General features: G+C 66.1%; 2 protein-coding genes. Both read right to left on the bottom strand.

All coding sequences use genetic code 11. From position 1 onward, the window contains the following. Positions 1-293: 293 nt before the first annotated feature. Complete coding sequence (locus tag ACZ445_RS12040) at positions 294-11,588, bottom strand: non-ribosomal peptide synthetase (protein WP_058427274.1); 11,295 nt, start codon at positions 11,586-11,588, stop codon at positions 294-296. Further along, entirely contained in the window at positions 11,585-24,412 is a 12,828-nt protein-coding gene (locus ACZ445_RS12035) for an amino acid adenylation domain-containing protein (protein ID WP_464708363.1), read from the bottom strand. Before ACZ445_RS12035 ends, ACZ445_RS12040 begins: the two co-directional genes overlap by 4 nt.

Here is a 24,412-nt window from a genome sequence, read left to right as displayed (position 1 = left end):
GTGTGCCCGAACGAAGGTCAGCGTGGTTTTACGGGGCGTCTGGGATCAAACGCCAGATCACCAGCAGATCAAAAGCAGGCTGATATCTACCTGATGTATGGAGATCAAACCGTGGGAGGGGGCTTGCCCCCGATTGCAGTGGGACAACCACAGATGCATCAACTGACACACCGCCATCGGGGGCAAGCCCCCTCCCACACTCGAGCCGCGAACGACAAACACAATACCGGTCGGCCCTGAGGCCGCCGGGCTAGCCGTTACCGACGCGACGGATATGTACACCGACAATCCACTCAAGAAACCACCTCCCCAACCACCACCCCATCCACCCACCAACGCGCCAACCCAACCACATTGGGCGCCTTGAGCAACGTAAAGTGATTCCCCCCGCCATACCAAACCTGCAACCCACTCCCCTGGCGCCGCCACCCCTCAACCATCATCCCCTGCTCCCGCTGATTCCCCGCCGCATCCAGCGCCGGATCCTCCGCCAACACCAACCGCACCACGCCCTTGAACCGCGCACCCGGCCGATACTCTGTACGCAACGCCGCCGCATAAGTGCGCGCCGGCCCGTCCATCGCATCCACCGCAGAACGCCCCGGCAACAACCCGACACCGACCATGCCGGCGTGTAACCGCCGCCGCTGCGCCCCCTCATCACTCGCGGCAAAATCCCCCGGATCAATCCCCAGCGACCTGCCGGCCGACAACTGCATCGCCTCGATCAAGCGCAGCAACGCCGCCGTCGTGGTGTAAACCTTCCCAGGCCCTCCAGGCGCCTCACTGTCGATCACCGTCAACGACGCCACTTCGCGCCCGGCGGCCTGCAAGCGCAACGCCATCTCCAGCGCAACCCAGCCGCCAAACGAATGCCCCACCAGATGCACCGGCCCGTGCGGACATTCCTGCTCCAAGGCCATCAAGTAACAAGCCGCCGCCGCTTCTACCTGGCTATGGGGCACCGCCTCACCGTCCAGCCCACGCGGCTGCAAGCCAAACAAAGGCCAGTCACGCCCCAGTGCCTCGCCCAAGCCGACGAACCCGGTGACGCTGTCCCCTGCCCCCGGCACGCAGAACACAGGTGCATACCCCGCCCGGCCACTCTGAATGCGCAACAACGGCTGATGCGGCGCCTGGGCCTGCGGCAAACAGGCCGCCAGCACCTCGCTCATCGCTCGCCCCAGTGCCTGGATATGCGGCGTTTGCATCATGCTCTGGTGATCCCCCGGCACCTGTACCTGGCGCAACTGGCCTGGCGCCAATACCTCATGCCACCCCAGCGACTCACTGCGCCGCGACAACTCGGTCGGGCGCTCACCCGCGCTGAACAGGTACACCGGAACCGGCAACGGGAACAGGCTGTAGTGCGCCAACGCATGGCCGTGGCCGACTTCGCGCTGGATATAGTTCAAGAGGTCCGCGTCCGTCGCCGCCGCCATTTGCGCGTGCAGCACACCTTCATCGCGACAACGTTGCAGCAGCCGCGCAAAGTCCAGCTGTCCAACGTCTGCCTCCAAGTGTTCAAGGCTCGCCAGTTCATCCACACCTCCCTGTGCTTTCCAATACGCCGTGCACTGCAACAGCAAATGCCGCTTGAGCGCGTCCGGCCCGCTCCAGCGCGCCTTGCCCTGGTCGGTCATACGCGGCACGTAGCTGTCGATCAGGCCGAGGAACTCCACGGCCTCATCCAGCCCCAGCAGTTGCATCGCCACTTCATAGGCCAGCACGCCGCCAAACGACCAGCCGGCCAGCCGATAAGGTCCATGGGGTTGAAGGCCGCGAATCAAGCCGACCAACCGCGCCGCCAGGCCTTCCATGGTGTTCAGGTGCGGTTCGCCCAGGGCCACGCCCGGCAGGCCGTAGATCGGGTAGTCACCCGGCAGGTGCTGGCCCAGCGCCGGGAAGTACACGTCCATGCCACTGAACTCGTGCACCAGGAACAACGGCGTCTGCGCACCACTGCCACGTACCGTGATCACCGACGTGTCGCGCACCGGCGCGGCGGTACGCTGACGTAACAGCGCAGCGACAGAGGCCACGCTGGCGTGTTGGAACAGCTCGGCCAGGGACAGGTGCAACCCGGCGTCTTCCACCAGGGTGACCAACCGGATCGCCAGCAGGGAATGCCCACCCAATTCGAAGAAGCTGTCATGACGCCCGACCTGCTCCAACTTCAGCACCTCGGCCCACAGCGTTGCCAGGGTCTGCTCCAGTGCATCCACCGGCGCTTCAAACTCGCGGCGGTGCAAGGCTTCCAGCGCGGGCACCGGCAAGGCTTTGCGGTCGACCTTGCCGTTGGCGGTCAACGGCAGGTGCTCCAGCGGCACGAAGGCTGACGGCAGCATGTAGTCCGGCAACTGGCCTTGCAGGAAGGCCCGCACGCTGTCGATGCCGAGGGGCTCATCGGCCCAGGTGAAATACGCCACCAGGCGCTTGTCGCCCGGTGCGTCTTCACGGGCCAGCACCACCACTTCCTGGATACCGGCGAAACCGGACAGGCGCGCTTCGATCTCACCCAATTCGATACGGAAACCACGGATCTTCACCTGGTCGTCATTGCGCCCGATGCACTCCAGCAAGCCCTGCGCCGTCCAGCGGCCAAGGTCGCCGGTGCGGTACATCAAGGCGCCTGGGATAAACGGGTCCTGCACAAACTTTTCGGCGGTCAATTCAGCACGGTTCAGATACCCCTTGGCCACCCCGTCGCCGCCGATGCAGATTTCACCGGTCACGCCCACGGGCACCGGCTGCAACTGCGCGTCCAGCACATGCACCTGCGTGTTGGCGATCGGTAGGCCGATGGGCACGCTGTCGGCCGTCTCGGCCAGCGACCGCACTTCGTAGGTGGTGGCGTAGGTGGTGGTTTCGGTCGGCCCGTAGCAATGCACCAGGCGCAATGCCGGTGCCTGCGCCAACAGGCTGCGGAACGCCGCCGGGTCGGCCCGCTCGCCGCCGCACAGCAGGATGCGCAGGCCCGCCAGGGCCTGGGGGATCAACTGCACGTACTGGTTGAACAACGCGGTGGTGACAAACAGCACCGTCGCGTCCGCCAAGGCCACGCCGAAGGCGGCCGGGTCGAGCAAGGTGGCGTGGTCGATCACCTGCACCTGGCCACCGTTCAGCAACGGCCCCCACACGTCCATGGTGCTGGCGTCGAACGCCGGGTTGGAGGCGAAGGCGACGCGGTCACTGGCATTGAAGTCGGCATAGCCGTTATTCAGCACCAGCCGTGTGATGCCACGATGGGGCACCAATACGCCTTTGGGCGTGCCGGTGGAGCCGGAGGTGTACATGATGTACGCCACGCTGTCCGAGGACTGCGACAGATCCGGGTTGTGGCTCGGCTGCGGGTCGAGGGCCAGGGTGTCCAGGTCCAGGCGCTGCACGGCGTATTCGACGGCAACGTCGCTGCCGGTCAACAACCAGGCCGCGCCGCTGTCCTGCACCATGAACGCCTGGCGCTCGGATGGAGCGTTGATGTCCAGCGGCACATAGGCGGCAGCGCACTTGAGCACGGCCAGCTGGCTGACCAGCAGGTTTAGCGAGCGCGGCAGCAGGATCGCCACGTGATCGCCGGGGCGTACCCCAAGGCCCAGCAGATGATGGGCCAGCCGATTGGCGCGGCTGTTCAGCTCGCCATAACTGAGTGATTGCTCGCCCTGCAGCGCCGCCAGCGCAGTCGGCCGTGCATGGGCCTGGGCTTCGAACAAACGTTGCACCGTATGCTCACGCGGGAATGCGCGGGTAGTGGCGTTCAGGTCGAGCAATTGCTGGCGTTCGGCGGCAGGCAGGATCGGCAAGTGGCCGATGGCCGTCGTACCGCCCTGTTCCAACGCCTGCACCACCTGCTCCACGGCGATGCGCAGGTAGTCGCACACGCGACGGGCGCCCTGCCCCACGACTTTCAAGGAGAAACCCGCGCCCAGATCATCCACGCTCACCGACAGACCGTAGTTGCTGTGCTCCTCGGCCTTGAGCAAATGGATGCCCTGCCAGGCCTCGCTCGCCACCTGCGGCGCACTGTGGCGATAGTTGAACAGCGTATCGAACAGCGGAGTCGTCACCGGCACGCCGCTGCAGCGCTGGGCCAAGGCCAACGGCGCCTGCTCGTGGCTGAGCAGTTGAGTGAGGCGTACGTGGGTGGCACGCAACGCGTCGCGCACGCTGTGCCGACCCAGGTCGACCCGCAGCGGCAAGGTGTTGATGAACACCCCCATGGCCCGCTCGGCCCCTTCGCCGCCTTGCAGGCGACCGAGCATCACGCTGCCGAACACCACCTGCTCACGACCCGAGACCTTGCCCAGCACGTGCGCCCAGGCCAGGTGCATCAGGCTGGCGGCGCTCACCCCGGATTGTCGGGCCTGGGTGCGCAGGCGTTGGCTCAACGCCAGGTAAAGGGCGCAGTGAACCTGCTCATTGCCGCCGAGGTTTTCCAGGCGGGTCGGCTCGTCGATCTCGCCCAGCATCTCGCGGAAGAACGCCTCGTGATCGTCCACCCCCAAGCGGGTCTGGGCCACATAGTTGCGATACGGCACCGGCGCGCCCAGGGTGTGTTGGGTGCCCGAGAGAAACGCCTGCATTTCGTGCTGCAAAATCTCCAGGGCGATGTGGTCCATCACCAGGTGGTGGAACAGCAAGGTGGCACTGTCTTCACTCACCACCAGGCGCATCAGCGGCGCCTGGGACAACTCGAGCCGCTCCGGCATCGGCCCACGTTCGACCTGTAGAGCGGCCTCGCGCCACACCACCTGCACCGGTTCTTCCAGGCCGTCCCAATGGAACGATGAACGCAGGCTGTCGTGACGCTGGATCACCGCCTGCAAGGCCAGGACGAACGCCTCCAGGCGCTGGGCGCTGTCGAACGCAAACTGCGCCCGCAACACATAGTCGTCGCCGCCCTGTACGGCGCGATGCTGATAGAGCATGCCGGCCTGCAACGGCGCCAGCGGGTAGATGTCCTGCACATTCGCCGCGCCGCCCGGGATGCAGGCGACGATACGCTCGATGGCCGGCTGGTCCAGCTGGATCAACGGCAACATGCCCGGGGTGATCGCGGTGCAATCGGCAGCAATGCCATTGACCGGCACCGCCACTTCACGCCCGCCGCCCAACGCAGCGGCTAACGCCGACAAGGTCGGCTGGCCGAACAATACCTTCACATCCGCCGACAATCCGAGGCGACGCATGCGCCCCATCAGGCTCACGGCGAGCAACGAGTGGCCACCCAGCTCGAAGAAGTTGTCGTGACGGCCCACGCGCTCCACGTTGAGCAACTCGGCCCACAGGCTGGCCAGGGCGATTTCCGTGTCGCCCTGGGGCGCTTCGTACTCGCGCACCACCACCGACTCCAGGCCCGGCGCAGGCAGCGCCTTGCGGTCAAGCTTGCCGTTGGGGCTCAGGGGCAAGGTATCCAGGTGTACGAAAATCGCCGGCACCATGAATTCCGGCAGGTGCTGCAACAGGTGCGTGCGCAAGGCATCGATCTCGCTGAACGCCCCGGTGTAATAGGCAATCAGGCGATTGTCACGGGCGATCACCGCGGCTTCTTTGATCTGCGGGTAGTCGGTGAGGCGCGCCTGGATTTCCCCCAGCTCGATGCGCAGGCCACGGATTTTCACTTGGTCGTCGTTGCGCCCCAGGTACTCGATCGTCCCGTCCGCCAGGTAGCGGCCTACGTCGCCGGTGCGGTACAGGCGACCATCGGTGAACGGGTCTTTGAGGAAGCGTTCGGCGGTCAGTTCCGGCCGGTTCAGGTAGCCGCGCGCCACCTGCACGCCGCCGATAAACAACTCGCCGACCACGCCCAATGGCACGGGCTGCATCTGTGCGTCGAGCACGTAGATACGGGTATTGGCGATCGGTTTGCCGATCGGCGTGTTGTCCGGCGTCACCGGCCCGGCGCAGTTCCAGGCGGTCACATCGACAGCGGCTTCGGTCGGGCCGTACAGGTTATGCAATTGGCTACCTGGCAATTGCTGCTTGAAGCGCCGTACCAGGCTACCGGGCAGGGCTTCGCCGCTGCACATCACGCGCACCAGCCCGCCTGCCTGGCTCACATCGCCATGGGCCAGGAACACATCCAGCATCGACGGCACGAAGTGCAGCGTGCTGATCTGTTCGGCGGCAATCACCTCGCACAGATAGGCCGGGTCTTTGTGACCGCCCGGGCGCGCCATCACCAGGCAGGCGCCGGTGAACAGTGGCCAGAAGAATTCCCACACCGACACGTCGAAACTGAACGGGGTCTTTTGCAGCACCCGGTCATGGGTTTGCAGGCCATAGGCATCCTGCATCCACAGCAGGCGGTTGACCACGCCGGGGTGGTCGTTGATCACGCCCTTGGGCTGGCCGGTGGAGCCAGAGGTGTAGATCACGTAGGCACTGACGCCGGGCACTTGCGGGTTGTCGACGGGTTGCTGCTGCCAAGTCGGCTGGTCCAGATCGACCACCGGTACATCCCCCAACAGTGACCGTGTCGCGCCCTGGGCCAGCACCGCCACCGGCGCGCTGTCGTCGAGCATGTAGGCAATGCGCTCCAGCGGATACGCCGGGTCCAGCGGCACATAGGCGGCGCCGGCCTTGAGGATCGCGTACAGGCCGATGACCATGTCCAGGCCGCGCTCCACGCAGATCGCCACCCGTGAATCCGGCTGCACGCCCAATTCCAGCAGGTGGTGGGCCAGTTGATTGGCCCGTGTATTCAGCTCGGCATAGGTCAACACACGGTCATCGGCCTTGACGGCAATGGCATCCGGCGTCCGTGCCACCTGCGCTTCGAACAGGCCATGCAAGGTCTGTTCGAGGTTGTAAGCCACTTCGGTGGCGTTGAAATCAAACAGCAGGTGCTGGCGCTCGCGCTCATCGACCAGCGGCACCTGCTCCAGCACCGCCTGGTCGTTGTCCACCATGGCCTGCAACACGCGGGTGAAGTAGCCGACGTAACGCTGCACCGTCGATGCGTCAAACAGCGCCACCGCGTATTCCAGCGCACCGATGATGGTGCCCTGCACTTCCGACAAGTCCAGGGACAGGTCGAACTTGGCAAAGTGGCTGTCCTCGACAATGCCTTCCAAGGCCAGGTCGCCCAGGGCCAGGGTCGGTGCGCTGCTGTCCTGCCAGGTCAGCAGGGTCTGGAACAACGGGCTGTGGGCCAGGCTGCGCGGTGGCCGGGTGATCTCCACCACTTGTTCGAACGGCAGGTCCTGATGGGCCTGGGCTTCCAGCGCCTGGGCCTTGACCCGCGCCAATAGCGCTTCGGTGCTCAGCTCGCCGGAGGTGTCGATACGCACCGCCAGGGTGTTGACGAAAAGGCCGATCAGCCCTTCCACTTCACTGCGCGTGCGGTTGGCCACGGGTGAGCCGATCACCACATCGTGCTGCCCGGAGAGCCGCGCCAGCAGTGAGGCCCAGGCGCTCATCAAGGTCATGTACAGCGTGGTGCCGTGGCGTTGGCTCAAGGCCTTGAGCCCGGCGGTGAGGCGTTCGTCCAGGCGCACCGCGACGGTGCTGCCGGCGTAGTCCTGCTGCGCCGGGCGCGGGCGGTCGGTGGGCAGCGTGAGCAAGGCCGGCGCACCGGCCAGGGTCTGTTGCCAAAAGGAGCTCTGGCGCTGCAGCACTTCGCCGCTGAGCCACAGGCGCTGCCATACCGCGAAGTCGCCGTACTGGATCGGCAACGCCGGCAAGGGGTCGGGCTGGCCGTGGCTGAAGGCCTGGTACAGCGCCATCAGTTCACGGGTGAGTACGCCCATGGACCAGCCATCGGACACGATATGGTGCAGGGTCAGCAACAGCACATGGTGATCGCCGGCCATCACCACCAGGCGCCCGCGCAGCAGCGGGCCGCGCTCCAGGTCGAACGGCGCCGAGGCCTCGCCATGGATCAGCGCGTCCAGCGCCTGCTGCGGCTGCGGGTGGCGGCGCAGGTCCTGTACTTGCAGGGGCAGCACGTCTTCGGCGGGCACGATCATCACCTGGGCCTCGTCGCCGTGCTGGGCAAAGCGACTGCGCAAGGTTTCGTGGCGCGCGACGATGCGTGCCAGCGCGCGTTGCAGCGCTTGCACATGCAACTGCCCACGCAGGCGTAGGCCAATGGGAATGTTGTAGGCAGTGTTGGCGCCTTCCATCAGCGCCAGGAACCACAGGCGTTGCTGGGCGAAGGACAGCGGCGTGGGCTCATCGCGATTGGCCGCAAGGATAGCCGGCAAGGTGCTGCGGCCCGACTGGGCCAGTACCTCGGCCACGGCTGCCAACTCGGCATTGGCAAACAAGTCGCCCAGCAGCAACTCCACACCCAGGCGCTGACGGACCTGCGAGACCATGCGCATCGCCAGCAACGAATGCCCGCCCAATTCGAAGAAGTGATCACGACGCCCCACGCGCTGCACCTGCAGCACATCGGCCCAGATCTGCGCCAGTACGTTTTCGATCTCGCCTTCCGGCGCCACGTACTCGCGGGTAAACACTGCGGCCATGTCCGGCGCCGGCAAGGCCTTGTGGTCGAGCTTGCCATTGGCGGTCAGGGGCAACGCGTCCAGCTTCACGTAGGCGACCGGCACCATGTAGTCCGGCAGGTGCGCCACCAGATGGGCGCGGATATCGCCGACGGCCAACGGGTCGAGTTGGCGGTGTTCGGTGAAATACGCCACCAGCCGCTCGTCACGCACCAGCACCACGGCTTCCTGGATAGCCGCCAACTGGTTGAGTTGGGCTTCGATTTCGCCCAGTTCAATGCGCATGCCACGGATCTTCACCTGGTCGTCATTGCGCCCCAGGTACTCGATGTTGCCGTCCGGCAGCCAGCGTGCGAGGTCGCCGGTGCGGTACATGCGCCCGGGGTTGAACGGGTCGTGCAGGAAACGCTCGGCAGTCAGCTCCGGGCGGTTCAGGTAACCGCGCGCCACGCCTTTTCCGCCCACGTACAACTCCCCCGCTACGCCCAGCGGCACTGGCTGCTGTTGCTCATCCAACAGGTACACGGTGGCGTTGGCCATGGGTTTGCCGATGTGCAACGGCTGGCCGGCTTCGACCTTGCCGGAGGTGGCGACCACTGTGGCTTCGGTAGGCCCATAGTTGTTGATCAGGTCGAAACGTTGGGAGCGACCGAACTGGCGCAGGCGATCACCACCGATCAGCAGCGTGCGCAGCGTCGGGTGTTCGAGCTGCTGGCTGAACGCGTACTCGGCCACCGGCGTGGGCAGGAAGCACACGTCCAACGGCTGCGCACACCACCAGGCCAGCAGTGCGTCGACATCCTCGGCGCCGTCATGGGCCGGTGGCAGGTGCAGGGTCGCGCCCACGCACAGCGCCGGCCAGACTTCCCAGGCCATCGCGTCAAAGCCGAACCCGGCGACGCTGGCAGTGTGGCGCCCGGCGCACAGGTCAAAGGCGCGGCAATGCCAGTCCACCAGGTTGACCACGGTATGGTGCTCGACCATCACGCCCTTGGGCAGCCCGGTGGAACCGGAGGTGTAGATCACATAGGCCAGGTTGGACGGCGTGACCGCCACCTTGGGGTTGCTCGCCGAATGGTGCTGCCAGGTGTAGCGGTCGAGGTTGATCACCGGCACTTCCAGGGCCGGCAGGCGCGCCAGCAAGGCGTGCTGGGTCAACACCGCCACCGGCGCGCTGTCGCTGAGCAGGTAGTTGAGGCGCTCGGCCGGGTGGGACGGGTCCACCGGCACATAGCAGGCGCCGGCCTTGAGAATCGCCAGCAGGCCGGCCAGGGTGTCCAGGCCGCGACGGGCGACGATGGCGACGCGGTCGTCGGGCTTGACCCCCAGCGCCAGCAGGTGATGGGCCAGCAGGTTGGCTTGCTGGTTGAGTTCGGCATAGGTGAGCTGGCGGCCCTGATGCACGGCGGCAATGGCGTCGGGGCTGAGCACCGCCTGGGCTTCGATGCGCGCGTGCAGCGTGTCGCCTTGGGGGAAATCCGCCTGGGTGGCATTGAAGTGCTCCAACAGCAGACGCTGCTCGTCGGCGGGAACCACTGCCACCTGATTCAGCGCGGTATGCGGCGCCTCTCCCAGCGCCGTCACCAGATGGTCGAGGGCGGTTTGCAGGTAGGCGCAGACGCGCTGCGGGTCGACCTGGGTGGTCGCCAACAGCCGCAGGACAAACCCTTCGCCGAGGTCATCGACGCTCAAGGTCAGCGGGTAGTTGGTACGTTCATCCGAACGCAAGGTCTCGATGCCCTGCCACGCCGCCACCGCTTCGCTGCTGGTGCCGGTGCCGCTGTGGCGATAATTGAGCAGCGCGCTGAACAACGGTGTCGGCGCCAGCACCCCGCTGCAACGCTGTGCCAGGGCCAGCGGCGCGTGTTCGTGGCGCAACAGGCCGGTGAGGCGCGCATGGGTGGCCTTGACCGCACTGCGCAGGTCGTCGTCGCCCACATCCACGCGAAACGGCAAGGTGTTGATGAAGATGCCCAAGGCACGGTCCGTGGCGTGCCCGCCCTGCATGCGCCCCATCAGCACAGTGCCGAACACCACCTGGGACTTGCCGGCCAGCACACTCAGCACCCGCGCCCAGCCCAGGTGGAACAGACTGGCGACGCTGACCCCAAGCACGCGGGCCTGGGCGCGCAGGCGCTGGTTGAGGGTGTCTGTCAGCGGCCAGTCGAGTTCATTGATGCCACGGCCATCGCCCTGCACATCCTGCAGGCCGAAGGGCAAGGTTGGCTCCAGCACATCGCCGAGCATCTGCTGGAAGAACACTTCGTGCTGTTGCTCGCTGACCCCCAGGCGCGCCTGCGCCACGTAGCTGCGAAACGGCACGGCGTGCCCCAGTTGCCCGGCGTGGCCTTGCAGCAGCGCCTGCATTTCATGGCGCACCACTTCCAGCGCACTGTGGTCCAGGGCCATGTGATGGAACAGCAGCATGGCGACGATGCGCTGCTGTGCCGGGTCGTTGGCCCAGGCCAGACGCAGCATGGGCGCCTGGGTCACGTCGAGGCGGTAATGGCGGGCGTCGAAACGTGCATGCAACTGGGCGGCGATATCGCCGTCGGCCGGGTCCAGTTCCAGCGCCTGCACCGGCAGCGTTGCCGTGCGCCACACCACTTGCGAGGGTTGCTGCAAGCCGTCCCAGATCACGCCGGTACGCAGGATGTCATGCCGGTCCATCACCCCTTGCAGGGCCTGGGCAAACGCCTCGAAACGCTCGATGCCGTCGAAGGCGAACTGCGACTGCATCACATAGGGGTCGCCCTGCTCGGTGCTGACGTGGTGGAACAGAATGCCTTCCTGCAGCGGCGCCAATGGGTAGATGTCCTGGATATTCGCCACCCCGCCGTCGACGGTGGTGACGATCCGGTCGATCTCGTCCTGGCTCAGCTCGGACAGGGTCAACATCGCCGGTGTGATGTGTGCGGCGCCAGCCGGGATGCCATTGGCCGGCACCTCGTTGGCCGCCGAGTAGTCACCGGCCTTGATCAGCTCGATCAGCGCCGGTTTGTGTTCGCGCAGGGCGGCGAGGATCAACGGGTCGCTCAGCGCTTGCTTGTTGCCTTGCACTGACAATTGCTCGCCCTTGAGCGCGAGTTGCACATCCTTGGTTTTCAGCGTCGCCAGCAGTTCGAGAATGCTCACAGGACGATCTCCATTCGTTCAGTCATTGCGGCGTAGCCGGCCAGGGTCGGCTGTTCGAACAACCCTCGCACATCGGCTTCCATGCCTTCCTGGCGCAAGCGCCCGATCAAGCTCACGGCGAGCAGCGAGTGCCCGCCCAGCTCAAAGAAATTGTCCTGGCGCCCTACCCGCTCCACGTTGAGCAACTCGGCCCAGAGTTGCGCCAGAAGGATTTCGGTGTCGCCCACCGGGGCTTCGTAGTCGCGCAGGCTCAAGGCATCGGTGTCCGGCGCCGGCAGCGCCTTGCGATCCAGCTTACCGTTGGGGCTTAACGGCAACGCGTCCAGGTGCACGAACAGCGCAGGCACCATGAACTCCGGCAGGTGCTGCAAAAGATGCTCGCGCAGGTCGGCTGAGCGAGCGCCGGTGTAGTAGGCGACGAGCCGCTCTTCGCGGGCCACCACCGCGGCTTCGCTAACCTGCGGGTGTTCCAGCAGGCGCGCCTGGATTTCGCCGAGTTCGATACGCAGGCCACGGAGCTTGACCTGGTCATCGTTGCGCCCGAGGTATTCGATATTGCCGTCGGCCAGGTAACGCCCCAGGTCCCCGGTGCGATAGAGGCGGCCATCGGTGAACGGGTCCTTGAGGAAGCGTTCGGCGGTCAGTTCCGGCCGGTTCAGGTAGCCGCGCGCCACTTGCACGCCGCCGATGTACAACTCGCCGACCACGCCCAATGGCACGGGCTGCATCTGTGCATCGAGCACGTACAGGCGGGTATTGGCGATGGGTTTGCCAATCGGTGTGTTGTCCGGGACGTCCGGCCGTGCGCAGTTCCATGCGGTCACGTCCACCGCTGCTTCGGTCGGGCCGTACAGGTTGTACAGGCCGATGTCCGGCAACTGCTGCTTGAAGCGCCGCACCAGGCTGCCGGGCAAGGCTTCGCCGCTGCACATCACGCGGACCAGTCCGGCGGCCTGGCTCACATCGCCATGGGCCAGGAACACGTCGAGCATCGACGGCACAAAGTGCAGCGTGGTGATCTGTTCTTTCGCGATGACTTCGCACAGATAGGCCGGGTCTTTGTGACCGCCCGGGCGCGCCATCACCAGGCAGGCGCCGGTAAACATCGGCCAGAAGAACTCCCACACCGACACGTCGAAGCTGAACGGGGTCTTTTGCAGCACCCGGTCATGGGCCTTGAGGCCATAGGCGTCCTGCATCCACAGCAGGCGGTTGACCACGCCAGGGTGGTCGTTGATCACGCCCTTGGGCTGGCCGGTGGAGCCGGAGGTGTAGATCACGTAGGCGCTGATGGCCGCCACTTGGGGGTTTTCGGTAGGTTGATGCTGCCAGGTCGGCTGGTCCAGATCGACCACCGGCACGTCCCCCAGCAATGCCCGCGTCGCGCCCTGGGCCAGCACCGCCACCGGCGCGCTGTCTTCAAGCATGTAGGCGATGCGCTCCAGCGGATACGCCGGATCCAGCGGCACATAGGCGGCGCCGGCCTTGAGGATCGCGTACAGGCCGATGACCATGTCCAGGCCGCGCTCCACGCAGATCGCCACCCGAGAATCCGGCTGCACACCCAATTCCAGCAGGTGGTGGGCCAGTTGATTGGCCCGTGCATTCAGCTCGGCATAGGTCAATACGCGGTCATCGGCCTTGACGGCGATGGCGTCCGGCGTCCGCGTCACCTGCGCTTCGAACAGGCCGTGCAGGGTCTGGTCCAGGTCGTAGGCCACTTCGGTGGCATTGAAACCGGCCAGCAGTTGCTGACGCTCCTGTGCCTCCAGCACCGGCAGGCGGTTGACCGCCCACTGCGGTGCCTGCTCCAGCGCGTCGACCAGACCCTGCAACGTCACCTGCAGGTAACCGCAGATGCGTTGCGCGCCAATCGACTTCGCGGTCATCGCGGTGAGGCGGAAACCGTCGCCCTGATCGTCCACGTTCAACGTCAACGGGTAGTTGGTGCGCTCCTCGCTGGCCAGGGTCTGGATGCCTTCCCAGGCCTGGGACACCGGCGCCTGGCGGCTGTCGCTGTGGCGGTAGTTGAGCATCGCGCTGAACAACGGCTGCGGCGCGGCAACCCCGCTGCAACGCTGGGCCAGGGCCAGGGACGCGTGTTCATGGCCGAGCAGCGCGGTCAGTTGTGCATGGGTCTGCTTGACCGCAGCGCGTACGCCGCGCCCATCGATGTCCACGCGCAACGGCAAGGTGTTGATGAACATGCCCAGGGCACGGTCACTGCCTTGGCCGCCTTGCATGCGGCCCAGCAGCACGGTGCCGAACACCACGTGCTCCTGGCCGGACGTGCTGGCCAGTACCCGCGCCCAGGCCAGGTGGAACAGGCTCGCGGCACTCACCCCCTGCAAGCGGGCCTGGGTGCGCAGGCGCTGGTTGAGCGACGGGTCCAGGTTCAGTTGCAGCTCTTCAATGGCGTTGCCGTCGCCGCGTACATCCTGCAAGCCAAACGGCAACGTCGGCTCGCTGATATCGCCGAGCATCCCGCGGAAGAACTGCTCATGCTCCGCTTCGCTGACGCCCAGGCGGGCCTGGGCCACGTAGTTGCGGTACGGCGTGGGCGCACCGCTCGGCTGCGGCTGCCCGAGCAGGCTGGCCTGCATCTCGTGGCGTACGCCGTCGAGCGCCGTGTGGTCGAGGGCAATATGGTGGAACAACAGGATCGCGACCACCCGTTGATGCGCCGGGTCCGGCGCATACACCAGGCGTACCAGCGGGGCCTGGTTCATCGGCACACGGTACTGACGTGGGTCGAAGCGCTGGTATAGGTGTTCGAGCACATCGGCCTGCACCGCCAACTCGGCCTTGCGCCACACCACTTGCAGCGGTTGCGCCAGGCCCTCCCAGACCACGGCGGTGCGCAGGATATCGTGACGCTCGATCACCTGCTGCAACGCCTGGGCGAACGCATTCAGCCGGTCGAGGTTGTCGAACGCCAGGTGCGATTGCAGCAGGTAGGGGTCGCCCTGCCCGGCCGTGATGTGGTGGTAGAGAATGCCTTCCTGCAACGGCGCCAGCGGGTAGATGTCCTGCACGTTGGCGGTGCCACCGGGTACCTGGGCGACCACATGATCAATCGTCGCCTGGTCGAGTTGCACCAATGTCAGCAGGTCCGGGGTGATGCGCCGGCAATCGGCAGCAATGCGATTGGCCGGCACCTGCACTTCGCGACCACTGCCCACGGCGGCGGCCAGGGCAGCCAGGGTCGGCTGGCTGAACAGCACGCGCACATCGGCACTCAGGCCGACCTGGCGCATACGTTCGATCAGGCTGACGGCCAGCAACGAATGGCCGCCCAGTTCAAAGAAGTGGTCATGGCGCCCCACCTGTTCAACCTGCAGCACCTCGGACCAGAGGCGCGCCAGGGTGGTTTCGACCTCGCCTTGGGGGGCTGCGTATTCGCGGGTCAGCAGCGCCGCTTGATCCGGCTCCGGCAGGGCCTTGCGGTCCAGCTTGCCGTTGGCGGTCAGGGGCAGTGCCTGCACCTGCACATAGGCGACCGGCACCAGGGCCTCGGGCAACTGGGCTTGCAGGTCGGCACGCAGGGTCTCGATAGCCAGCGGTTGCTGTGCGGTGAACCAGGCGATCAGGCGGCCTTCACGCACCAGCACCACCGCTTCGCCGATGCCTTCCACGGCCGCCAGGCAGTTTTCGATCTCCCCCAGCTCAACCCGCACGCCGCGCACTTTGACCTGGTCATCATTGCGCCCCAGGTATTCGATATTGCCATCGGGCAACCAGCGCGCCAGGTCGCCGGTGCGGTACATGCGCCCGGCGTTGAACGGGTCTTGCAGGAAGCGTTCGGCGGTCAGGTCCGGGCGGTTCAGGTAACCGCGTGCCACGCCGCTGCCGCCCACGTACAACTCGCCCGCCACGCCCACCGGCACCGCACGCAAGTGCGCGTCCAGCAGGTAGACACGGCCGTTGGCGACGGGCCTCCCGATATGCAACACCTGCCCGGCGCGTACACGGCCGGAGGTGGCGACCACCGTGGCTTCGGTGGGGCCGTAGTTGTTGATCACCGCGAAGCGTCGTTCCTGGGTGAACTGGCGCAGGCGATCACCACCGATCAGCAGGATGCGCAGGGTCGGGTGTTGCAGCTGCTGGCTGAACGCGTACTCGGCCACCGGCGTCGGCAGGAAGCTGACGTCCAGCGGTTGCGCCAGCCACCAGGCCAGCAGTTCGTCGATGTTTTCATTGCCCAGATCGGCCGGCGGCAGGTGCAAGGTCGCGCCCACGCACAGCGCCGGCCATACCTCCCAGGCCATGGCATCAAAACCGAAACCGGCGACGCTGCTGGTGTGGCTTGTCGCATCCAGGCCAAAGGCTTCGCAGTGCCAGTGCACCAGGTTTTCCACGCTGCGGTGTTCCACCATCACGCCCTTGGGCTGGCCAGTGGAGCCGGAGGTGTAGATCACGTAGGCCAGGTGCGCAGGGGTCAGGAGGCTGAGCTGCGGATTGCTGACGGCATGCTGCTGCAGACATGGGTCGTGCAGGTCCACCGTGGCGATGCTGCCCAACAGGTCGCGGGTAGTGGCTTCGGCCAGCACCGCCACCGGCGCGCTGTCCTGGAGCAAATAGGCGATGCGCTCGGCGGGATACGCCGGGTCAATCGGCACGTAGCCGGCACCGGCCTTGAGGATACCCAGCAAACCCACCAGCATCTGCGGGCCGCGACGGCAGCACAGCGCGACGCGGTCGTCGGGCTGTACACCAAGTGCCAACAGATGATGGGCCAGTTGGTTGGCGCGCCGGTTGAGCTGTTCGTAGGTCAACGCCTCACCGTCTTGCATCACCGCGATAGCCTGGGGTTGGCGTTCGGCCTGCACCTCGAAGGCACCGTGGACGGTGTGCCCCTGCGGGAACTCCTCGGCCGTGGCGTTGAAATCGCGCAGCAGGGTTTCGCGCTCCGCCGCCGGCAGGATCGGCAGTTGGTTGAGCGCGGTCGTCGGCGCGTTTTCCAGGCAGGCCACCAATTGTTCTACGGCGTTATGCATATAGGCGCACAAGCGCTGGGCGCCGATCTGCGGCAGCGCCAGTACCGTGAGGCCAAAGCCTTCGCCCAGGTCATCCACGCTCAGGGTCAGCGGGTAGTTGCTGCGCTCTTCGCCGCCGAGCAGTTGCACGCCTTCCCAGATGCCGTGGCCGTCGCGGGCCATTTCACCGGGGCTGCTGTGACGGTAGTTGAGCAAGGCGCTGAACAGCGGCGACGCACCTGCCACGCCGCTGCAACGCTGGGCCAGCGCCAGGGACGCGTGTTCATGGCCGAGCAAGGCACTCAAGCGCCCGTGGGTGGCCTTGACCGCAGCGGCGGCAGTGGCTGCCACGTCCACGCGCAGGGGCAAGGTGTTGATGAACATGCCCAGCGCGCGGTCCGCGCCGTCACCAGCCTGCATGCGCCCCATCAACACGGTGCCGAACACCACGTCGTCACGCCCGCACACCAGCCCCAGCACCTGCGCCCAGGCCAGGTGCATCAGGCTCGCGGCGCTGACGCCCAGTTGCCGCGCCTGCTCGCGTACCCGTTGGGCCAGCGCGGCATCCACGGCCTGTTCGGCTTCCTCGATATCGCGCCCATCGCCTTGCACGTCCTGCACGCCGAACGGCAAGGTCGGTTCATCCACATCGGCGAGCATGTCGCGGAAGAACGCCTCGTGTTCCTCGACGCTGACACCCAGACGCGCCTGGGCCACGTAGTTGCGAAATGGCGCCGCCTCGGGCAAGTCCTGGGCCTGGTTGAACATGAACGCGCGCATTTCCTGGCCCACCACCTCCATGGCGGTGTGATCGAGCGCCAGGTGATGGAACAGCAGGATCGCCGCCACCCGGTTATGCGCCGGATCGTGGGCGTAGACCATGCGCAGCAACGGTGCCTGGGTGATGTCCAGGCGGTAGTGACGGGCATCGAAGCGTGCGTGCAACTGCTCGATGATGGCGCCTTCGGCCGGGTCCAGCTCGACCGCTTGCACGCTCAGCTGCGCCTTGCGCCACACCACTTGCACCGGGCTGTCCAGGCCTTCCCAGACCACCCCGGTACGCAGGATGTCGTGACGGGCCACCACCTGTTGCAGGGCCTGCATGAAGCCGTGCAAACGTTCGAGGCTGTCGAAGGCCATGCGCGATTGCAGCACGTACGGGTCGCCCTGCTCGGCGCTGATGTGGTGGTAGAGAATGCCTTCCTGCAACGGCGCCAGCGGGTAGATGTCCTGCACATTCGCCGCTCCGCCGGGCACGTTCGCGACGATACGTTCGATGGCTGCGGGGTCGAGTTGCACCAGCGTCAGCATCGACGGCGTGATCCGGGTACACCCCTGTGGAATGCCATTGGCCGGCACCACGATTTCCCGGCCACTGCCCACGGCAGCCGCCAGCGCCGCCAGGCTTGGCTGGCTGAACAACACGCGCACGTCGCAGCTCAGACCGACCTGGCGCATGCGTTCGATCAGGCTGACCGCCAGCAGCGAATGCCCGCCCAGTTCGAAGAAATGATCATGACGGCCAACCCGCTCCAGCTTGAGCACGTCCTGCCAGATCTGCGCCAGCTGGGTCTCGACTTCGCCTTCCGGCGCCTCGAAACCACGGCTGAGCAGCGCACTCTGGTCCGGCACCGGCAGGCCCTTGCGGTCGAGCTTGCCATTCGCGGTCAGCGGCAACAGCTCCAGCCACACATAGGCCGAGGGCACCATGTAGTCCGGCAACCGGCCTTGCAGGTGCGCGCGCAGGGCTTCGATCTCCAGCGCCGCAGTGGCGGTGTAGTAAGCGACCAGGCGTTTGTCGCCGGGCTGTTCTTCACGGGCCAGCACCACCACGTCCTTCACGCCGGGGTAACTGGCCAGGCAGGTTTCGATTTCGCCGGGTTCGATGCGGAAACCACGGATCTTCACCTGCAGGTCATTACGCCCCTGGTACAACAACGTGCCGTCGGCCTGCCAGCAGGCCAGGTCACCGGTGCGGTACAGCAGGCCCTCGCCGAAGGGGTTCGGGATAAATTTCTCGGCGGTGAGCTGCGGTTGGTTCAAATACCCCGTGGCCACGCCCGCACCACCGATGTACAGCTCGCCGACCACACCCAACGGCAGCGGTTGCTGGCGTGGGTCCAGCACGTAGGCCTGGGCATTGGCGATCGGCCGTCCGATGGGGATGCCGCCCTCGCCGACCCGGGTGATTTCATGGGTGGTGGAAAACGTGGTGGCTTCGGTAGGCCCGTAGCCATTGAGCAGGTGCTGGGGCTTGCCGTGCCTGAGCACCCGGCCGATCACCTGTGGGTCGAGGACATCGCCACCGACGATCAGGTAGCGCAACTGCGGGAACACCGGCAGCAGTGCGTCGGCGTACTGGTGGAACAGCCCGGCGGTCATCCACAGCACGCTGACGGATTGCTCGTGCAACAACGCGGCGAACGCCGCCTGGGACAACAGCACCGCGTGCTCGACCACCACCACGCAGCCGCCATTGAGCAGGGGCGCCCATACGTCGAGGGTGCTGGCGTCGAATGCGGGGTTGGAGGCGAAGGCCACGCGGTCGCGGGCATTGAAATCGGCATAACCGTTATTCAGCACCAGGCGCGAGATAGCGCGGTGCGGCACTTGCACGCCTTTCGGTGCACCGGTGGAGCCGGAGGTGTAGAGGATGTAGGCGACGCTTTCGGCAGACTGCGGCAACTCAGGGTTGCGCGGCGACAGCGCGTCCAGGCTCAGGTCGGCCAGGGTCGTCAGCACTCGGTGCGCGCCGCTGTCCTGCACGATGAACGCCTGGCGTTCGACCGGCGCGTTGATGTCCAGTGGCACATACACCGCGCCGCACTTGAGGATCGCCAGCTGACAGATCAGCAGGTCGAGCGAGCGCGGCAGCGCAATCGCCACGCTCTCGCCAGGTTGCACACCCTGGTTGAGCAAGTGATGGGCCAGGCGGTTGGCACGCCGGTTGAGGTCGCGGTAACTCAGGGACAATGCGCCCTGCACTGCCGCGACCGCTTCCGGCCGGGCCAGCGCCTGGGCTTCGAACAGCTGATGCACGGTGAGGTGCGCCGGGTACTCACGGGCGGTGGCGTTGAAGTCCACCAGTACCTGGCGACGCTCGGCGGCTGGCAGGATCGACACCGCCTGCAACGGCGTGGTCGGCGCCTGCTGCAACGCCGTCACCAGATGGCGCAGCGCGGTGAGCATGTAGTCCCCCACGCGCTGCACATCCAGGCTCGCCACGCCTTGTACGGTCAGAGCAAAGCCTGTGCCCAGGTCATCGACGTTGAGCACCAGCGGGTAGTTGCTGCGTTCCTCGGAACTGAGGATCTGAATGCCGGAGGCCGCGAACGGGTTGTCTCCCGGCGCCTCCCCCGGTGCGCTGTGGCGATAGTTGAGCAAGGTGCTGAACAGCGGCAGCGAACCCGGCACGCCACTGCAGCGCTGGGCCAAGGACAACGACGCATGTTCGTGCCCGAGCAACTGCGCCAGGCGCGCATGGGTGGCGCGCACGCCGGCTTGCACACCCACGGCACCGAGGTTGACCCGCAGCGGCAAGGTATTGATGAACATGCCCAGCGCCCGGTCGGCACCTTCGCCCCCCTGCATGCGCCCCAGCAACACGGTGCCGAATACCACCGACTGCTGCCCCGACACCTGCCCCAGCACCTGCGCCCAGGCCAGGTGTACCAGGCTCGCGCTGCTCACCCCCAGTTGTCGCGCCTGTTCGCGCAGGCCCAGGCTCAGTGCCGGCTCCAACGGCAAATGGGCCTCGATGATGCCACTGCCATCGCCATTTACGTCCTGCAGGCCGAAGGCCAGGGTCGGCTCGTCGATATCACCGAGCATCTCGCTGAAGAACGCTTCGTGCTGCGCCTGGCTGACGCCCAACCGCGCCTGGGCCACGTAGTTGCGGTACTGCACGGCGGCGGGCAGTTGCGCGCTGTTGCCGGCCAGGCTGGCGCTCATTTCTTCCACCAGCACCTGCAAGGCGGTGTGGTCGAGCAGGATATGGTGCAACAGCAGGATGCCGACAAAGCGGCCCTGCTCTTCGGCGTAGACAAACCGCATCAGCGACGCACGGCTCAAGTCCAGTCGGAAGTGACGCGGGTCGAAGCGTTGCTGCAACTGCGCCAGCGGTTCGTCGATGCGCTCCACGGCCAGCGCTGCCTGGCGCAACACCACCTGCACCGGCTCGTCGAGGCCTTCCCAGAGGATCGCGGTGCGCAGGATGTCATTGCGCTCGATCACGCTGTGCAGTGCCTGGACAAATGCGTCCACCGCCGTCTGGTCGTCGAAGCTGAACTGCACCTGCAACACGTAGGGATCGCCCTCGGTGGTTGCCAGGTGGTGATACAGGATGCCGGCCTGCAACGGCGCCAGGCCGTAGATGTCCTGCACATTGCTGACGCCGCCGGGCACGCTCAGGATGACGTGGTCGAGGGCGGCCTGGTCCAACTCCACCAGGGGCAGCATGTCCGGGGTGATGTGCTGGGTGGCGGCGGTGATCCGGTTGGCCGGCACCTGCACCTCCTGCTGCCCACCCACCGCAGCGGCCAGCGCCGCCAGCGTCGGTTGGCCGAACAGCACGCGCACATCGGCGCTGAGATCGACCTGGCGCATGCGCTCGATCAGCTTGACTGCCAACAGGGAGTGGCCGCCGAGTTCGAAGAAGTTGTCGTCGCGCCCCACCCGGTCAAGCATGAGCAGGTCTTGCCAGATCGCCGCGATGGCTGTTTCCACCGCGCCTTGGGGCGCCTGGTAACCGCGGCGCGCCAGGGCATCGGCATCCGGCGCCGGCAGGGCCTTGCGGTCGAGCTTGCCGTTGGTGGTGAGCGGGAACTTATCCAGCAGCACAAAGGCACTGGGCACCATGTAGTCGGCCAGGCTTTGCAACAGGTGGTCGCGCAGGTAGGCGGCACGCAATTCGCCGTCGGCAATCACGTAGGCCACCAGGCGCTTGTCACCCGGTTGGTCTTCACGGGCGATGACTACCGCGTCAAGCACGCCCTCGGCGCTGGCCAGGTGCGCTTCGATCTCGCCCAGTTCGATACGGAAGCCACGGATCTTCACCTGGTCATCGTTGCGACCCAGGTATTCGACGCTGCCGTCGGCCAGCAGGCGGCCAAGGTCGCCGGTCTTGTACAGGCGCTGGCCGCTGGCCGGGTCGACCAGGAAGCGCTCGGCGGTCAGCGCCTCACGGTTGAGGTAACCCCGCGCCACACCGGCGCCGCCCACGTACAACTCGCCGACGACACCCAGCGGCAACGGCTCGCGGCGTGCATCGAGCACATACAACTGCAAGTCGGGAATGCGCACGCCAATCGGGCTGACGCCGACCAACTGCGCATCCGCGGCTTCCAGGGCGCGATAGGTCACGTGCACGGTGGTTTCGGTGATGCCGTACATGTTCACCAATTGCGTGCCGGCGTTGATCGCCCGGGCGTACCACGGCTTCAGCACGCCCGGTTCCAGCGCCTCGCCGCCGAAGATCACCTGGCGCAGGGAATGTGACCGGGGGTTCTGGCCTTGCGCAGCGATCAATTGGCGGAAGGCGCTGGGCGTCTGGTTGAGGATGCTCACGCCGGCTTCGCAGAGCAGCGCGTAGCACTCGTCCGGCGAGCGGCTGACCAGTTGCGGCACGATCAGCAACTGGCCGCCGTGCATCAGCGCGCCCCAGATTTCCCATACCGAGAAGTCGAAGGCAAAGGAATGGAACAAGGCCCAGACGTCGTTGCGGTTGAAGCCGAACCAGTGCTCGGTGGCGGTGAACAAGCGCGCGACCTGACGGTGTTCGATCATCACGCCCTTGGGCTGGCCGGTGGAGCCGGAGGTGTAGATCACGTAGGCCAGGTGGGCCGGGCTGAGGTCGACGCGTGGGTTGACGATGGATTCGCCGCGCAAGCCATTGAGGTCGATCTGCGGCAGGTCGCCGACCCGATGGCACGTATTGGCCTGCACCAGCACCGCCAAGGGTACGCTGTCGGCCAGGGTGTAGGCGATGCGCTCCTGCGGGTAGGCCGGGTCGATCGGCACGTAGCCGGCGCCGGCCTTGAGGATGCCCAGCAGGCCGATGATCATCTCCGGGCCGCGCTCCACGCAGATCGCCACGCGATCATCCGGGCGAATGCCTTGGGCCAGCAGGCGATGGGCGACCTGGTTGGCACGTTCGTTGAGTTGGCGGTAGCTGAGGCACTGGGTGTCAAAGCGCAGGGCAATGGCGTCAGGCTGGGCGGCGGCGTGGGCTTCGACTTGATGGTGGATCAGTGCAGTATCGGCGTATTGGGTGGGGCTGTGGTTGAGGCCGTGCAGCAGGGTGTGGCGTTCGGCGTCGGGCAGGATGTTCAGGCCGCTGAGCGGCATATCCGGTCGCTGCTCAAGGGCGTCGGCCAGGCTTTCCAGGGCGGTGTGCAGGTAGGTGGCGACACGTTCGGCGCCGATGGAGGCATCGACCATCACCGTCAGCGCGAAATCTTCACCCAGGTCGTCGACGTTGACCGTCAGCGGGTAGTTGGTGCGCTCCTCGGCGCTGAGCACGCGGATGCCCTCGGCCACCTCGATCACCTCGGCCATGTCCGTGGCGGCGCTGTGGCGGTAGTTGAGCATGGCGCTGAACAACGGCGTCGGCGCCGCCACGCCACTGCAGCGCTGGGCCAATGCGAGGGAAGCGTGTTCGTGGTTGAGCAATGCCGTGAGGCGCTCATGGGTGGCCTTGACTCCGGCCCGCACGCCCTGTTCGCCCACATCCACGCGCAGGGGCAAGGTGTTGATGAACATGCCCAGGGCTCGTTCCCCACCCTCGCCCGCGCCCATCCGCCCGAGCATCACGGTGCCGAACACCACCGCGTCACGCCCGGCGACAACGCCCAATACGCGGGCCAGCGCCAGGTGCATCATGCTCGCCACACTCACGCCCAGCGGGCGGGCCAGGGTGCGCAGGCGGCGGCTCAGTGCGCTGTCGACGGGGACGCGGGCCTCGTCGATGCCCAGGCCATCGCCCTGTACGTCCTGCAAGCCGAACGGCAAAGTCGGCCCGTCGATATCCGCCAGCATCTCGCGGAAAAACGCCTCGTGGGCCTGCTCGCTGACGCCATGGCGCACCTGGGCGATATAGCTGCGAAACGGCACCGGCTCACCAGCCTGGGCTTGTTCGCCGGCCAGGTACAGCTGGATCTCGTGGCGCACCACGTCAAGGGCGGTGTGATCAAGGATGGTGTGGTGAAACAGCAGCGTTGCCGCCACATGCCCATCTGCTGGGTCTGCGGTATACACCAGGCGCAGCAGCGGTGCCTGGCCCAGGTCCATGCGATCGGTGCGCGCCTCGAAGCCCACGGCTTCGCACGACAACTTCGCCTTGCGCCACACCACTTGCAGCGGCTCGTCCAGGCGCTCCCAGACCATCGAAGTACGCAGGATGTCGTGGCGATCGATCACCCACTGCAAGGCTTCGGCAAACGCCTGCAAACGTGCGCGACTGTCGAACTCGAACTGCGCGTGCAGCACGTAGGGGTCGCCCTGCTCCGCCGACAGATGGTGGTAAAGCATGCCCTCCTGCAGCGGAGCCAGCGGGTAAATGTCCTGCACATTCGCCGCGCCACCCGGGATGGCGGCGACGATACGGTCGATGGCCGCCTGGTCGAGGCTGACCAGCGGCAGCATGGCCGGCGTGATGCGGTAGGCCGGGCTCAGCCAGTCACCGCCATGTTCGGCGACCAGTTCCAGCAGGCGTGGCTTGTGGACGATCAGTTGATCCCACAGCGCATCGTCCAGCGCATCGTCGTCACCCAGGATGACCAGGTCGCCTTCTTCCCGTTGCAGACGGATCGCATGGGTGGAAATCGCTGCCAATAATTCGCTGAACTGCAT

The organism is Pseudomonas allii (assembly GCF_055380095.1).
The sequence above is the reverse complement of the archived record's forward strand: the minus strand, read 5'-3'. Positions and strand labels throughout refer to the sequence as shown.